The 13,132-nt window shown below is 41.0% G+C and carries 24 protein-coding genes; 19 read left to right on the top strand and 5 right to left on the bottom strand.

What is annotated here, in order from left to right:
- Positions 1-211 precede the first annotated feature (211 nt).
- The 4 genes from V756_RS0106205 to V756_RS0106190 form a co-directional block, all read right to left on the bottom strand.
- On the bottom strand, positions 212-1,423 hold the full coding sequence (locus V756_RS0106205) for a tyrosine-type recombinase/integrase (protein ID WP_024713926.1): 1,212 nt from the start codon (positions 1,421-1,423) through the stop codon (positions 212-214).
- A gap of 2 nt (positions 1,424-1,425) precedes the next feature.
- On the bottom strand, positions 1,426-1,920 hold the full coding sequence (locus V756_RS0106200) for an ImmA/IrrE family metallo-endopeptidase (RefSeq protein WP_024713925.1): 495 nt from the start codon (positions 1,918-1,920) through the stop codon (positions 1,426-1,428).
- 69 nt (positions 1,921-1,989) lie between these two features.
- Positions 1,990-2,574: an SHOCT domain-containing protein gene (locus tag V756_RS1000000124290; RefSeq protein ID WP_024713924.1), complete on the bottom strand. Its 585-nt coding sequence runs from the start codon at positions 2,572-2,574 to the stop codon at positions 1,990-1,992.
- Between the two features lie 351 nt (positions 2,575-2,925).
- Complete coding sequence (locus V756_RS0106190) at positions 2,926-3,306, bottom strand: helix-turn-helix domain-containing protein (RefSeq protein ID WP_024713923.1); 381 nt, start codon at positions 3,304-3,306, stop codon at positions 2,926-2,928.
- Positions 3,307-3,460: 154 nt separating this feature from the next.
- Between V756_RS0106190 and V756_RS0106185 the strand changes: the two genes are divergently transcribed.
- On the top strand, positions 3,461-3,679 hold the full coding sequence (locus V756_RS0106185) for a helix-turn-helix transcriptional regulator (protein WP_024713922.1): 219 nt from the start codon (positions 3,461-3,463) through the stop codon (positions 3,677-3,679).
- A 194-nt stretch (positions 3,680-3,873) separates the two neighbouring features.
- Here V756_RS0106185 and V756_RS0106180 read toward each other — a convergent pair whose 3' ends face one another.
- Complete coding sequence (locus tag V756_RS0106180; RefSeq protein ID WP_024713921.1) at positions 3,874-4,317, bottom strand: hypothetical protein; 444 nt, start codon at positions 4,315-4,317, stop codon at positions 3,874-3,876.
- A gap of 77 nt (positions 4,318-4,394) precedes the next feature.
- Between V756_RS0106180 and V756_RS0106175 the strand changes: the two genes are divergently transcribed.
- The 18 genes from V756_RS0106175 (at position 4,395) to V756_RS0106080 (ending at position 13,092) form a co-directional block, all read left to right on the top strand.
- Complete coding sequence (locus V756_RS0106175; RefSeq protein WP_010329848.1) at positions 4,395-4,586, top strand: helix-turn-helix domain-containing protein; 192 nt, start codon at positions 4,395-4,397, stop codon at positions 4,584-4,586.
- Between the two features lie 64 nt (positions 4,587-4,650).
- A complete protein-coding gene (locus tag V756_RS0106170) occupies positions 4,651-5,412 on the top strand; it encodes a phage antirepressor (protein WP_024713920.1) in 762 nt (253 codons plus the stop codon).
- Positions 5,413-5,563: 151 nt separating this feature from the next.
- The gene (locus V756_RS0106165) at positions 5,564-6,133 is read left to right on the top strand and encodes a helix-turn-helix domain-containing protein (protein WP_024713919.1); all 570 of its coding nucleotides are present in this window, start codon (positions 5,564-5,566) and stop codon (positions 6,131-6,133) included.
- The gene (locus V756_RS0106160) at positions 6,130-6,387 is read left to right on the top strand and encodes a YqaH family protein (RefSeq protein ID WP_024713918.1); all 258 of its coding nucleotides are present in this window, start codon (positions 6,130-6,132) and stop codon (positions 6,385-6,387) included. The genes V756_RS0106165 and V756_RS0106160 overlap by 4 nt, the downstream gene beginning before the upstream one ends.
- 192 nt (positions 6,388-6,579) lie before the next feature.
- Positions 6,580-6,759, top strand: a complete 180-nt coding sequence (locus V756_RS0106150; RefSeq protein WP_255210015.1) for a YqaI family protein — start codon at positions 6,580-6,582, stop codon at positions 6,757-6,759.
- Positions 6,760-6,860: 101 nt separating this feature from the next.
- Entirely contained in the window at positions 6,861-7,211 is a 351-nt protein-coding gene (locus tag V756_RS0106145; RefSeq protein ID WP_024713915.1) for a hypothetical protein, read from the top strand.
- The gene (locus tag V756_RS0106140) at positions 7,211-7,399 is read left to right on the top strand and encodes a YjzJ family protein (protein WP_024713914.1); all 189 of its coding nucleotides are present in this window, start codon (positions 7,211-7,213) and stop codon (positions 7,397-7,399) included. The genes V756_RS0106145 and V756_RS0106140 overlap by 1 nt, the downstream gene beginning before the upstream one ends.
- Complete coding sequence (locus V756_RS0106135) at positions 7,399-8,349, top strand: YqaJ viral recombinase family nuclease (RefSeq protein ID WP_024713913.1); 951 nt, start codon at positions 7,399-7,401, stop codon at positions 8,347-8,349. The genes V756_RS0106140 and V756_RS0106135 overlap by 1 nt, the downstream gene beginning before the upstream one ends.
- Before the next feature lie 2 nt (positions 8,350-8,351).
- A complete protein-coding gene (locus V756_RS0106130; RefSeq protein WP_024713912.1) occupies positions 8,352-9,194 on the top strand; it encodes a recombinase RecT in 843 nt (280 codons plus the stop codon).
- A gap of 166 nt (positions 9,195-9,360) precedes the next feature.
- On the top strand, positions 9,361-10,065 hold the full coding sequence (locus V756_RS0106125; RefSeq protein WP_024713911.1) for a DnaD domain protein: 705 nt from the start codon (positions 9,361-9,363) through the stop codon (positions 10,063-10,065).
- Entirely contained in the window at positions 9,950-10,801 is an 852-nt protein-coding gene (locus V756_RS0106120; protein ID WP_024713910.1) for an ATP-binding protein, read from the top strand. The genes V756_RS0106125 and V756_RS0106120 overlap by 116 nt, the downstream gene beginning before the upstream one ends.
- The gene (locus V756_RS1000000124120; protein ID WP_032681810.1) at positions 10,794-10,937 is read left to right on the top strand and encodes a hypothetical protein; all 144 of its coding nucleotides are present in this window, start codon (positions 10,794-10,796) and stop codon (positions 10,935-10,937) included. The genes V756_RS0106120 and V756_RS1000000124120 overlap by 8 nt, the downstream gene beginning before the upstream one ends.
- A gap of 95 nt (positions 10,938-11,032) precedes the next feature.
- Positions 11,033-11,458, top strand: coding sequence for a YoqU family phage-derived protein (locus tag V756_RS0106105; RefSeq protein WP_024713909.1), 426 nt, complete (start codon positions 11,033-11,035; stop codon positions 11,456-11,458).
- Positions 11,445-11,903, top strand: coding sequence for a DUF1064 domain-containing protein (locus tag V756_RS0106100; RefSeq protein WP_024713908.1), 459 nt, complete (start codon positions 11,445-11,447; stop codon positions 11,901-11,903). The genes V756_RS0106105 and V756_RS0106100 overlap by 14 nt, the downstream gene beginning before the upstream one ends.
- Positions 11,904-12,022: 119 nt before the next feature.
- The gene (locus tag V756_RS1000000124115) at positions 12,023-12,190 is read left to right on the top strand and encodes a hypothetical protein (protein WP_167330627.1); all 168 of its coding nucleotides are present in this window, start codon (positions 12,023-12,025) and stop codon (positions 12,188-12,190) included.
- Positions 12,191-12,272: 82 nt separating this feature from the next.
- Positions 12,273-12,479: an XtrA/YqaO family protein gene (locus tag V756_RS0106090; RefSeq protein WP_024713907.1), complete on the top strand. Its 207-nt coding sequence runs from the start codon at positions 12,273-12,275 to the stop codon at positions 12,477-12,479.
- Between the two features lie 32 nt (positions 12,480-12,511).
- Positions 12,512-12,835: a hypothetical protein gene (locus V756_RS0106085; RefSeq protein ID WP_024713906.1), complete on the top strand. Its 324-nt coding sequence runs from the start codon at positions 12,512-12,514 to the stop codon at positions 12,833-12,835.
- Positions 12,835-13,092 carry a YrzE family protein gene (locus V756_RS0106080; RefSeq protein WP_024713905.1) on the top strand — a complete coding sequence of 86 codons (258 nt, stop codon included), beginning with the start codon at positions 12,835-12,837 and terminating at the stop codon, positions 13,090-13,092. The genes V756_RS0106085 and V756_RS0106080 overlap by 1 nt, the downstream gene beginning before the upstream one ends.
- Positions 13,093-13,132 lie beyond the last annotated feature (40 nt).

The raw sequence follows: 13,132 nt of genomic DNA, 5'->3' as shown, positions 1-13,132 counted from the left end.
TTTTCTCAGGTATCTCCTAGATAAACTAAACCAGCTAAAATACCTTGTCGCTACCTTGACAGGGTAGAGGTCGCTGGTTCGAGCCCAGTCGGAATCATAGCTTAAACCCTTGCGTAGCAAGGGTTTTTTACTTTGCTTTAATAAAGCCGGTTTATCAAATTCGCGAGTTGTTGGCAAACTGTTGGCGAACTTGATTTTTCGGCTTCAAAATTCATTGACCGTATCTCTTTTTAGGGTCAAAATTGTTGAATAGTTCAGCTGTCTCATCAGCTAATTTTTTTGTTACATGGCCATATCTATCGAATGTAGTTCGATAGCTGGCGTGACCGACTCGTTCTTGAATCGCTCTATAATTTGCACCAGCTTCAATTAATAAAGTAACCATTGTATGACGCAACTCGTGAAGTCGTATTTTTTTCAGCCCATACTTTTTAGTGAACTTGGACCATTTTGCAGTGGGGGTTGTGTAATAATAGGGCTTACCTTTCCCACTATGGAAAATGTATTGGTGTTCTCCACCTTCCCAAGCATCACCTAATCTAAGTTTCTCTTTTTTCCACATTTTATAGTACTTCTCAAGCTCTTCCATGTACCAATCAGGCATTTTTACAAAGCGCTTAGATTTTTTTGATTTAGGATCTTTGATAAGTGGTTTTCCTTCAATTGTTTTTGGAATTGAACGATTTACATAAAAACCTCCCGCATCCCAATCAACATCTAAATGCCATTCAAAGGCTAATCCTTCTGCTCTTCTTAGACCGCCAATCATTGCACCTAAAAAGTACAATCTCCACATTATATCAATCTGATAAAGAGCTTCAATGCATTCTTTAGCTGCTTCTGAATCATAAAATTGCATTTCTTTGGTTTCAACAGAAGGGGGATCTAAATCTTCGGTTGGATCTACTTTGATTAGTTTCCATTGCTTAACAGCAACTTTGAACATTGCCTTTATAACTTTGAATATATCGTATCTGGTTGAACTTGATAAACCTCCTGGTTTGCCATCTTTTCGAATTCCGTCTTTTTCAAGTGAATCCATAAAGTCAACAATATGCATTGTTTTGATCTGATCTAATCTCCTGTGACCGATCGCTGGAAGAATGTAGTTTTTAATATGACTCTCATGCATTTCAGATGTTCTGTGGGCAAATTTCTTATATAAAATTCGTTCTTTATATTCGTTTGCAAAAGACTCGAAGGTTGTTTTTTCGGGCGATATATATTCACCAGACGTTACTTCCATTTCGAACATTAGGAGTTGCTGTGATAAATATTTTTCTCGCTTTCTAACGCTGTTTAGAATTTTTGGATCTTCAATTTTGATTGTTTTAGTCTTCCTATTGCGTTTGCCTTTTGAATCATAACCGTTCTCAACAACTAATAAAAATGATTTTTGACCTCTAGCCATCCAATGACCCATGATTAACACCTCACTAAAAATAGTTTCTCTGAAAACAGTTTTCTTTTGTACATTTCAAGCCGTTTGGCTGCAAAAGGGTATGTGACGTTAAAGGTATCTCCAATTAACTTTATAGCCTCGGATTGCATGCGCGGCAACGAAATCTTAACGAGCATGAATGTCGGTACACAAAAGTGATACATGAAACTATTGGCCTGATATTCTTGAAGCTCCCTAAACATTCTATTCATATTGAATTGGTTTCCGGCATGCTTCAGTACGTGGGCGAGTTCGTGAACGAAGTCTTGCCATTGCTCTTGTGGGGAAGCTCGAATATCCAAAACCGTGCTGTAAAGACCATTGATACAAAACATGCTGCTATTAGCTTTCTCATAATGAATCCATATCTTGAAAGCAGCGGCAATGCGTTCAAGATCTATATCCTCAGGAGTGAGCATATTTAATTTTGAATATATCTTTTTTACTTCTTCTTCTAGATGTGATAACTGGATTGCCATAATAAACACCGCCAAATAGGAATGTATGTTCTGTTTTTAGTGTGAAAGAAAAGCCCAACAAATCGGGCCTTATATGTTTAAAAGCTTTTTCTTTTTCGCTGTAAATTCTTCCTCTGTAATAAGTCCTTCATCTTTTAAAGTTGCATATTTTCTTATTTCGGAAGCAACGAAATCAAAATCAGAATTTATTGACTTTTCGTCAGCCTTACGTTTAGAAATGTTCTCAGTAGCTGTTTTCTTGCTTGCTGCGATGATCGACTTCCTAACATAATTTATAAATTTTTCGTGATCGCCTTCCATGACGCTTTTAATTAGGTAATCACCATTAACTGTTTTAAATTCAAGTGTAAAACCAGTGAAAGCTTGTTTTAAAACTGAAATACTATTAATCTCATCATAATTCCAACTAATTATTTTATGACCACCGGCTTTATCAGTTACAAGGTGTAAATTTTCTTTTGTTGCAATAAACAGACCTTGACTGCTGACTTGTGAACCAGTTAAGTATCCGAAAATAACTTCCATCATAACTTGATTTTTTTGTCCTAACAACGGTTGGGCTGCATAGTATGTTTTTCTAAATCCCCCAGATGCCTTTCGTTTCTTTTTAGCTACACTGTTATAAACTTCTTCATTTTTAAATAAAAATGCCAACTGTAATTTCCCCTTTTTATAAAAAAATGTCATCAGAAAATTAAAAGAAGATACCCGTTTTTTTGGTACACCAATGGGATACGGATAGGAAACCAGTGGTACACCAATGGGATACGGGCATTTCTTCAACCCCTTGCTACATAAGGGATTGAACGCTTGTAATTTTTAACATTGGTACACGAATGGAATTACATTAGTTACCATTCGACTTTTTTGGGAAACTTCTATTAATAACTAAATAACTAAAGAATAACTAAATCATAAAGATAATTATTGCAAAAGTGTCGTTATATCATTATTTGTATCATTTATTGGAAATGAAATAATGCAATACTTTTGCTTTAGGGAATTTCAATCGTTCTCCGTATTCGGAGATTTACGACCTTTCGCTTTTTCTTTCTCCTTCAGATAGTTGATAAAATCAATTGCTTGTCTGCGAGCTTCTTCAGAAAAATCAGCAGCATCTCTAAAGGCAATTTGTAAATCTGGATCATTTAAAGCAATATAAGGAGTTTTCTCCTCGCGTATAATCGGTTCAGATTCTTGATCTAACAAATAGTCAATTGTTACTTCAAAGAAATCGGCAATTTTTTTTAAGGTGTCATAATCGGGTTGCCGGTGTCCTCTTTCATAATTTGCATATGTACCTCTATGTACTCCGATTTTATTAGCCATTTCTTCTTGTGTTAGTTTTTTTGATTTTCTAAGGGTTATCAGTTTTTTATTAAACATGTGGACACACCTCTTCAAAAGCAATTATAACGTGTCAAAATGAAACATAGAAGTAATGTGTCAAAACGACGAAAAAAAGTATTGACAATGTGTCTTATCGACGATATTATAATAAACAAGTGATTCGATATGACACACAAAGGAGTTGATAATATTGAGAAAATGGTTAATTAACCGACGGGGTAAGCAAAGCCAAGAATCTGTTGCTGACAAAGTACAGCTTTCCCGTGGGGCATATGCCAATATCGAATTAGGAAAGAGAAATCCTTCGGTGCAAGTTGCTAAAAGGATTGCAAATGAGTTGGGTTTCGAATGGACGCTTTTTTTTGAAGAAGAAGTCGTCGATACGAAACAAAAATCATATACAGCATAGGAGTGAGAACATGAAACGTTACTCATTAACCGAAACGGTTCAAAACAATTTAAGCAAAATTCCTAATGGTAAGCTAACTGGCATTCTTCAAATATCCGAGCATTCCTTGCGGTTCTGAGAAAACAGGGTCCAGCAAAAGTGAACCCTGCTAACTACCTGAAACTCATTGTTAGATAAAGAAGGGCTTGTACTTGTTAAAACTGAATAAATCGCAACTCCGAATATCCTTTTGATTGATTGTATTCATCACTGGAAAAGTACCAATCCGGATCAAAAAAATCTCTTTCCACAGAGTCAGGATCAAAATAATCCATTGTTAAATCATCAGAAATCCAAGTTGTGACCAAATGATCTAAGACCATATCATGCTTAATCAAATTACTTATAGCTTTTCTGTCAGTTAAAAGATTTTCGGATTCAAAGAGTTTTTGAGCTTTGGCCTTATGAAAATTAAACCAGTAAACCATTAACTCTCTATATTTGACTGGGTGAGAGAAGAATTCGTATTTATCATCAGGCCCATTCATATATTCTTCGAACATTTTTCCATTAGGGAATTCAACTAGGGCATCTTGATAGAAATTTTCCCAACCACAAGGAATTTCTTCAATATTCAAGTCCCATAAATATTTATTCATTTTATCTACCACCTTTCATGAAGATTTTACCACATGAGAGAGTGAGAGATTTAAAAAACAGCGTAGGAGGTGTAGAAATGACTCGCAACACAATGACCGTGCAGGAAGCTGCTGAATACCTCGGTGTTCATCACGACACGATTTACACAATGGTTCGTGAAAAAGAAATTCCACACTTCCGAGTGCGCACACGCATTTTCTTCACTAAGCACAACATAGATGCGTGGATCGAAGCGCAGGAACAAGCAAATATGAAACAAGCGCAATAGCAAAGGACCTACTGAACGAAAATTTCCGTTTGGTGAATGACAACTCTATTTAGGAGGTTCATGAATGAGTCAATTGCAAAAAGTATTCAATTATCAAGATCAGCAGGTTCGGACATTTGTAAAGGATGGACAACCTTGGTTTGTCGCAAAAGACGTCTGCGAGATTCTAGGGATTAAAAATGCCACCCAAGCAGTATCAAAACTGGATAGTGACGAACGGGCTATGTTGAACATAGGACGACAAGGCAATACAAATATTGTGAACGAGCCAGGACTTTACACTTTAATTCTCGGTAGCCGCAAACCCGAAGCCAAACAGTTCAAACGCTGGATCACTCATGAAGTTATCCCGACTATCAGAAAAACGGGCGGTTACGTAGCAAATGACGAGTTATTTATCCAAACATACCTGCCGCAAGCTGATGAAAATACAAAACTGCTTTTCAAAACTACTCTTCACACTATGAAAGAGCAAAGCAAGCAAATTGAAACCATGAAACCGAAAGTGATTTTCGCTGAGGCGGTTGAATCGTCCGAGTCCTCTGTGCTTGTTGGTGAGTTAGCGAAAATCATCCAGCAAAACGGTGTAGATATCGGGCCGAACAAATTATTTCAATGGTTGCGCGACAATGGATATCTGATTCGAAAAAAGGGTGAATCATTTAACCTCCCAACCCAACGCAGTATGGATATGGGCCTGTTTGAAATCAAGAAAAGAACTGTAAGCAATCTTGACGGTTCTATCAGGACCGCACGCACACCAAAGGTAACCGGTAAAGGTCAGATTTATTTTGTAAATAAATTCATGTCGTCTCAATCGGCTTAATCGCGCTTCACTCCACAACTTTGAGGAGTGAGGTACTAATCTCCACAATTTTGGGGAGATTGAAATAGCCCTTTATGGCAAAGGGACAACCCTCATCCCTTCATTAATTAAATTTTACCAATAAATAACTTATATATCAGGAGGCAAACATATGGAGAACAACCCATACAATTTGCGGAATTTACCGCAAATCATGCGCAAAGCCCGCAAGGCAGCAGGTCTTGCACAATATCAAATCGGAATTCTAATCGGTGGAAAAGATCAGCGTTATGTCTCAGACGTTGAAAACGGTTTTAGCAGACTAACACCTGAACTGTGCATTAAGTGGTTTGAAGCCTGTGAAGCCTATGAACACATTGATCTCGTACATTACTTGTTTAAGCTACATCCAACAGCGGTTGCTCCGATTGACCCTGCATTAAATGAAAGCGCAAGCGCTGCGGTAATAAACATGGTTCATCAGCTTGAAGAAGCATTGCAGGCTACTAAACAGTTGGCTCGATGGTTGGCAAGCGATCGACCAGGTCGTTCAAATGATTTACCGATGGGAGATATTAAGCAGATCTTTGATCTGATTCCAGCAAATAAAACACTGATCTACTCATTGGTACGAAATCATGGCTTGAATATGCAGGAGCTTGCTGATAAGTGGACGCGTAAAGCGTTGATGGATCAGGTAGCCATGTCAAAACAAGAAGAAAGGAAGGCGGTTTTTGCATGAAAACTAATCAGTTTTTGAAGTCAGATGTAGATGCAGCAAAAAGAAAAATTGAATCAGCGGAAGAGCTTTCTATCATGCTTTCAGAGGCATTGCGTGATGGTGATTATGAAGAGGCAATCAGTCTCGCCGGAAGTATCAAAGTTCTTACAGAGGATATCAGCCGACTTGCTAATAAAGGTCGATTGTATGAAACAGCTATGAAAATGCAACAACGAGGTATCAATTTGGCAGTGATAAGTAGGTGTTTGGTATGAATCTCAGAAAATTTGAGCTCGCGGCAAGCTTCTTGCGACATGCAAAAAAGGCGGCATATTCAGAGGAAGATATCAAAGGAGCTGTGAGCATTCTTCATAAGGAATTTTACTCTTTAGAAAATGCGATCGACAGTCTTGCTGAACTTGCTAAAGCAAATGAAGGAGCTGAAAAAATTGAACATCGAAAATCCAATGATTTTAAACAACTGGCACGACAAGTTGACTGAGCCAGAAACACAAAAGGATTTTTTCGGGGATGAAGTTACCCCAGTCGATGATTATGTAATTGATTGCGGCGCGGTGATCTTGAGAGAGAACCTTGATCGTTATCTCAGGGAGCAGCTTGGCTTCAAATTTAAAAATGAGCAATAAAAAAGCCCACTTGGCAGAGTGGACTCAGTAAGGCGTTTTGACTTAAATAGTTATTTAATTATACCAAAACGCCTCATGAAAATCAATGGAGGTTGTTGGATGTGACTGAATCTCAATTAAAGCAAGAAAACGAGTATTTAAAACAGCAATTAGATCATATGAAAGAGGTCTATAAAGAAAACATGTCTCTTCATATGGCAGTAAAACAGGGTGAGCAGTTGAGAGCTAACTTGAACGCTTATCTGCGAGAAGATGATCGAGTTTATAGCCCCCGTTTCATAACACCCAGACAAAAGGGCTATATAGCAATGCTTTTCAAAAAACATGGTTTAGCTCCACTCAGTAAAGCGAAACGAAAAGTAGTTATGCGATTAAATGGTGGCGGTTTGCTATCAGAGCATGAAGCACATCAAGTTATACAGATGTACGAGAAGAAAGCAGGTGCTAAATAATGGCTAAAGCAGTAAAAGTAGCATTCAGCGAGCGTCCGGAGGATCAGCAACGTTTGAGACAGGTCGGCGGTTCAATTGTATTCGCCAAAAACGGTAAAGCGCAGTTTAGTTTCCCTTCAATGGATAACTACCGAGAATGGCAGCGGCTTGGTGCGGAAGAGTACAAAAGAAAGGTGGGGCTGATCTGATGCAAGCAGAGGTTTTCGCTTCGACAGCGGACATGAGTCGGGACGAATGGCTTCTTGAGCGACGGAAGGGCATAGGTGGTTCAGATGCTTCCGTAATTTTAGGAATAAACAAATGGCAAACACCGTTTGAATTGTGGTTAGACAAAACAGGCCAGGTACCTGTAAGTGAATCAGGCAGTGAAGCTGCATACTTTGGCTCACTTCTTGAAGACGTTGTTGCAAAAGAGTTCGAGATTCGTAGCGGCAAAAAAGTTAGGCGGAGAATAGCGATGCTCAGGCACCCCAAGCACGATTTTATATTGGCGAATGTTGACCGAATGATTGTTGGTGAAAAAGCCATATTGGAGTGCAAAACCACGTCGGCATACAACCTGAAAGAGTGGGAAGATGACGAGATTCCCGACAGCTATATAGTTCAGGTCCAGCACTATTTAGGAGTGCTAGGGCCTGAATATAAAAAAGCGTACTTCGCTGTCCTAATCGGCGGCAATAAATTCATTTGGAAAGAGATTGAGCGTGATGACGAGCTCATTGCGATGATCTTTCAAGCTGAGATTCAATTTTGGAATGAAAATGTATTGGGCGGACAGGCCCCTGTGCTTGATGGTTCGAGTGCAGCAGAAGAATATCTCAAGCAACGTTATGCCGAGGCAGAGGGCGGTAAAGTCGTTGAGCTCACTTCAGCGAATAAAACACGCATTCAGCAATATTTGCAGCTGAAAGATCAGATCAACGAACTCCAGTTGCAAGCGAAGGAGTTAAAAAACCAGATTAAGCACGAAATGAAGGAAGCAGAATACGGCTTCATCGGAAACTATCAAACTAGTTGGAAGTCAGTTTCAACTAACCGGATCGACTCTAAGAAACTCAAAGAGCAGTTTCCGGACGTATACGAGAAAGTCACTAAAGAAGTCCAATTTAGACGCTTTGGAATCAAGGAGGTTAGCTGAATATGGCTACAAATCAATCGCTAAAAAGCAATATCCAGAAGAAACAAAACAGTGCTCCAGCACAACAGCAAGGAACAACAATGAAAGGTCTGCTTTCTTCTCCGGCAGTCATGAATCGTTTCGAAGAAGTTCTAGGGAAAAGGGCTTCCCAATTCACAGCATCAATTCTGAGCCTTTACAACGGTGAAAAAATGCTCCAAAAGGCAGAGCCTATGAGCGTAATTTCATCGGCTATGGTGGCTGCTACGCTTGATCTGCCAGTGGATAAAAACTTGGGTTATGCCTGGATAGTTCCGTATGGCGGCCGTGCTCAATTTCAGCTTGGTTACAAAGGGTACATTCAGTTGGCTTTACGTACAGGTCAGTATAAATTCATCAATTGCATACCGGTCCATGAAGGAGAATTGCAAAAGTGGAACCCATTAACTGAGGAAATAGAAATTGATTTTGAAAAACGGGAATCAGATGCGGTTATTGGTTACGCTGCTTACTTTGAGCTTTTAAACGGTTTCCGGAAAACAGTGTATTGGACAAAGGCGCAAGTTGAAAAGCATAAAAAGAAGTTTAGTAAGTCGGACTTCGGCTGGAAAAACGATTGGGATGCAATGGCATTAAAAACTGTTTTGAAAGCGATTCTGAGCAAATGGGGTATCTTGTCAGTGGAAATGCAGAAGGCTGTCATTGAGGACGATGAGGAACGAGAGCGCATTGACATCACTGACGAAATGTCTGAGCCAGAAATCATTGATGCAGAAGTATCAGAGGAAAAACCAAGTGCGCAGGATGCTGATCCTTTTGACGGCAAACCTGTAGATATCAGTGACGATGACCTCCCATTTGATTAAGGTTAGTATCCCCTTCTGTTATAAATGGCTGGCAGAAGGGGCACCCAATCGCGCGCAGCTGTTCCGTGCTTATGTTGAAGGCTATCTCAGAACAAATGAACCTGGTTTACGTTTAGTCCGCATCAGCGGAATGACAGCACTGTGTGAAAGGAAGTAGGTGAGCGGCATGGATATGGAAGGTTGGGGTTACGTTATTGTCCCTTCTCGTCAATTTACAAACAGGCGTGAAAAGATGATTTATATGTGCTTACTCGAAGAGGCTGCTTTCGCACCATTTGGATCTCTAAAGATTGGAGAAGCGATGATCAACGTTGCTGAATTGGCGAGAGAAGCTTCCATTGACGTAAAGAAGGTGCGTTATTCGCTCAGTAAGTTAGAAGAATCAGGCTTTATCAAAACGAGGCGCTTGAAGCAGAACAAAGGGATCATTGTCACAATTGTTGATTATGTAAAGCTTCAAAACACCAAGAATTACGGGAAGAAATCGGAGCCAGTACAGGAAGAAACGCCAGCACAAGAAGAGCAGCAGGAGGATGAGAAGAAAATGAAGAGTAACGCATTTACATTTTTCGAGGATGAGGGATTCGGCCTTCTATCATCGTTCATGGCTGAGAAGCTTAATAGCTTGATAGACGATTATGGCGAAGATAAGGTGCTGGAGGCAATGAAAGAGGCAGTAACGCGGAACGCTCGCAATCTTGCCTACGTACAGCGCATTCTCCAGTCAAACAAGAACAAAAGTAAGGAGTGGCAACATGGAAAAACACAAAACGCACAGTACAGACGCGGCAATGGCAGCAATACTGAAAAAGCTCCAAGAAAGGTCAGCCCAATTTTCGGCGGGGTCGGCCGGGTCAGAAGAAAAGGCTGAATACGAATGCCCGAAATGTAAAGATCAACTTGGATACATCGAGAATAAGGACGGATATGAGGTATGGGTCCGGTGTAAATGCATAGAGCGCCGGCGGATCCGGAAGCTTATGAATTCTAGTGACATAACTGCTGAATTTGAGAAGTTGAAGTTCAAGAATTTTATAACCGAAGGAAAGCCAGCTGTCGTGAAAGACACTTACGATACTGCGGTGGAATACTACAAAGACTTTGACAGCATCCGCGGCACCCGAAGCAATAGCATTGCATTACTGGGGCAGCCGGGATCGGGGAAAACACATTTGCTGACAGCTATTTCAAACAAGCTGATCAAATCAAAGAACATCGCAGTTCAGTATTTTCCTTACGTGGAAGGCTTCAACGATCTGAAAGATGACTTTGACAAGCTGGAAGAGAAACTCAACCGCATGAAAGAGGTTGAAGTGTTGTTCATAGATGATCTGTTCAAGCCTGTTTACACAAACACCAAAGAAGGACGGATTAAGAAACCACGGGCAACCGATTGGCAGGTGGAGCAGACATACTCTGTCATCAATTATCGGTATCTGAACCATAAACCGGTTCTTATCTCAAGTGAATTAGACATCGAAGAGTTGGTTGATATAGACGAGGCACTCGGTACCCGGATTTATGAAATGTGCGCAGACTATTGCGTGATCATCAAGGGCGACAGAATGCTATTAAATCATAGATTGGCAGGGTTGCGGAATGGATGAAAAAACGAATGTTAATGGATCCATGGGAATGTATTTGTTCGGGCCTGCTGAACAAAAGGGCGGCAAGGACCTCACACCGGCTATCCGGGTGCTTGAGGAAAAAATCAGACAAATGGAGCTGATGCGAAGTGCTTAAAGCGGTGATCCTGCTGCCGGCCATCATACTGACGGCGCCGTACAAGGAAAGACAGATTCAGTACTGGGAACAAATTGACGGGAGGTAGCGGAATAATGCCAAGTGCAGAGCAAATAAAACGCTTGAACGATATTAATGATCTGATAAAGCTTATCGCAAGCATAGACAGACGTACTTTCTTCTGTAAATACAAGGATCGGGTGGCGTATTTCAGATTTAAGAAAAGACTGTTCTTCGTTGATGATTACACAGGTGATGACGTTTATCCGTATGAAATGGGATACGGGAGTCCAAACGGTTTTTCGCATGGGGGTAACATGTGGCAACTGGTTAACAGCTTTCGGAAGTTCATCATAACAGGGAAATACGGCGAACTGAGGGATTATAAAGAAATTTGGGCTTACAGCTATGAAGGATGTATGAAAATCCGTCAGAAAGCGAAGGAGATCGGTTTCATTGAAAGCGTTGATTACGCCTACAGTTTTGATGAATGGACGGAGGCATCACATGCCAGCAAATAAGTACGGCGCCAGAAAAACACAGGTGGACGGCATCACGTTCGATAGCCGGGCCGAAGTCAAATACTATGAGCAACTGAAATGGCTCAAGGTGAGCAAGCAGATAAAAGATTTTAAGCTTCAGCCACGGTTCCTGCTGCAAGAAGCATTCAAAAAGAACGGAAAAACTTTTCGGAAGATTGAATATATTGCAGACTTTGAGGTTCATAACTTGGACGGCAGCATCGAGATCATTGACATCAAGGGCGTGGAAACAAAGGAATTTGCCATCAAGCGCAAGTTGTATGAGCGGCTTTACGATACGCCACTCAAGGTGCTGGCTCTGGATAAGTCACTCGGCTTCATCGAGCTGGACGAGCTGAAAAAACTCAAAAGAAAGGCGGGAAAGTCCACTGTTAAACGTGGTAATCGCAGACGATCGGCCGTTGTGGGTGCAGGAAGAAGATAAGCTCATGGCCTGTATGACACGTTGCTCTCAGTTTAAGGCATGCGCCAGCCGAATGGGTTCTGATTGCAAGAAGCTTGGCGGCACAGAGATACCCAAAATCAATGGAGGAGGTAAATACCATGGAACAGCAAAGCATCAATCCTTACAAGCCAGGACCGGTTGAAGAATGGAAGATGACGCCGGAACAGCTGGCCGAATACGTGAAAAAACACCCGATCGTTTACCGTGAGGATCTGAAACCATCGCAGGCATTCACGATGGTCGGATGGAAACCGGATCACTATTAAACACAAAAAAAGCACCGAAGCGCGTGGCCTCAGTGCCTTGATATGAACTGGTACTTCTATCATAGCACAGGGGGCGCTAAGAATGTACAACCCAAGAGAAATTAATTTAAGCAAAGATACAACAATCGAACAGGCAATGGAGTCGGGCAAAATACAGATCATCGTTATAGACGGGAGCCAGGGCACCGCACATGTCTTGGAAGCCCCGGAGCATGGCAAAACAATCATTCAAACGGCAAAGGGCAGCTTTGCTCGAGTCGATCACGAAATAGGCTTCAAAATCAAATAGCAGGGGCTTTCCCCTGCGGGGGAGGAACGGACATGGATAAATTACAGGAAATTAAAGCGCGTGTTTCAAAACTAAAAGGATATGAAAATGCTAAGCCAACAGATCAATATTGGATGGCTAAAGAGCATATTGACTTTCTGATTGATCGGACTGAACTGTCTGTTAAGCAGCAGGAAATCATTGAGGAAAACAAGCGCCAGCAGGAAGTAACGGTACATCAATTCCGGCAGGCTCAAAAGGACATTCAGCATTTAAGCGGCGATAGGAAACGATACAAACAGGCATTAGAGAAGATCATTACCAATCTCAATTTTGCGATAACAGTTGCTCAAAATGAATTGGAGGGTGATGCGTAATGATCCCTTTACAAGTTGAGCTTCAGCGGGCAGTCAAATCCACAAAAGACGAAGCGATGACAGTTTATGAGGCGGCGGAATATTTGAAAGTGCATCCTGATTACATACCAGTGCTTGTTGCAAAGTCAGACGATCTGAAAATGATCGGAGACGAAACTATCATTGCAAAGCGTGATAAGACGAATGGCTGGCTTCTCGGTGGGATCGTGGCGGTTTTATTCTTTGCGATTGCAGTTCTGCCAGGGATAGGGGGATAGGGACTTTTTATAAAGCCCCATAAGGAAAGTGAGTTAAACA

It is taken from the genome of Bacillus tequilensis KCTC 13622, assembly GCF_000507145.1.
Classification (GTDB): domain Bacteria; phylum Bacillota; class Bacilli; order Bacillales; family Bacillaceae; genus Bacillus; species Bacillus tequilensis.
The sequence above is the reverse complement of the archived record's forward strand: the minus strand, read 5'-3'. Positions and strand labels throughout refer to the sequence as shown.

Coding starts and splice junctions, on each gene's coding strand:
- V756_RS0106130 (WP_024713912.1), top strand. CDS start 8,352: ATGGCTACAAATCAATCGCTAAAAAGCAATATCCAGAAGAAACAAAAC.
- V756_RS0106160 (WP_024713918.1), top strand. CDS start 6,130: ATGAAAACTAATCAGTTTTTGAAGTCAGATGTAGATGCAGCAAAAAGA.
- V756_RS1000000124115 (WP_167330627.1), top strand. CDS start 12,023: ATGGAACAGCAAAGCATCAATCCTTACAAGCCAGGACCGGTTGAAGAA.
- V756_RS0106150 (WP_255210015.1), top strand. CDS start 6,580: ATGATTTTAAACAACTGGCACGACAAGTTGACTGAGCCAGAAACACAA.
- V756_RS0106200 (WP_024713925.1), bottom strand. CDS start 1,920: ATGGCAATCCAGTTATCACATCTAGAAGAAGAAGTAAAAAAGATATAT.
- V756_RS0106140 (WP_024713914.1), top strand. CDS start 7,211: ATGGCTAAAGCAGTAAAAGTAGCATTCAGCGAGCGTCCGGAGGATCAG.
- V756_RS0106205 (WP_024713926.1), bottom strand. CDS start 1,423: ATGGGTCATTGGATGGCTAGAGGTCAAAAATCATTTTTATTAGTTGTT.
- V756_RS0106190 (WP_024713923.1), bottom strand. CDS start 3,306: ATGTTTAATAAAAAACTGATAACCCTTAGAAAATCAAAAAAACTAACA.
- V756_RS0106170 (WP_024713920.1), top strand. CDS start 4,651: ATGAGTCAATTGCAAAAAGTATTCAATTATCAAGATCAGCAGGTTCGG.
- V756_RS1000000124120 (WP_032681810.1), top strand. CDS start 10,794: ATGGATGAAAAAACGAATGTTAATGGATCCATGGGAATGTATTTGTTC.
- V756_RS0106175 (WP_010329848.1), top strand. CDS start 4,395: ATGACTCGCAACACAATGACCGTGCAGGAAGCTGCTGAATACCTCGGT.
- V756_RS0106180 (WP_024713921.1), bottom strand. CDS start 4,317: ATGAATAAATATTTATGGGACTTGAATATTGAAGAAATTCCTTGTGGT.
- V756_RS0106120 (WP_024713910.1), top strand. CDS start 9,950: ATGGAAAAACACAAAACGCACAGTACAGACGCGGCAATGGCAGCAATA.
- V756_RS0106090 (WP_024713907.1), top strand. CDS start 12,273: ATGTACAACCCAAGAGAAATTAATTTAAGCAAAGATACAACAATCGAA.
- V756_RS0106085 (WP_024713906.1), top strand. CDS start 12,512: ATGGATAAATTACAGGAAATTAAAGCGCGTGTTTCAAAACTAAAAGGA.
- V756_RS0106125 (WP_024713911.1), top strand. CDS start 9,361: ATGGATATGGAAGGTTGGGGTTACGTTATTGTCCCTTCTCGTCAATTT.
- V756_RS0106165 (WP_024713919.1), top strand. CDS start 5,564: ATGGAGAACAACCCATACAATTTGCGGAATTTACCGCAAATCATGCGC.
- V756_RS0106100 (WP_024713908.1), top strand. CDS start 11,445: ATGCCAGCAAATAAGTACGGCGCCAGAAAAACACAGGTGGACGGCATC.
- V756_RS0106080 (WP_024713905.1), top strand. CDS start 12,835: ATGATCCCTTTACAAGTTGAGCTTCAGCGGGCAGTCAAATCCACAAAA.
- V756_RS0106135 (WP_024713913.1), top strand. CDS start 7,399: ATGCAAGCAGAGGTTTTCGCTTCGACAGCGGACATGAGTCGGGACGAA.
- V756_RS0106105 (WP_024713909.1), top strand. CDS start 11,033: ATGCCAAGTGCAGAGCAAATAAAACGCTTGAACGATATTAATGATCTG.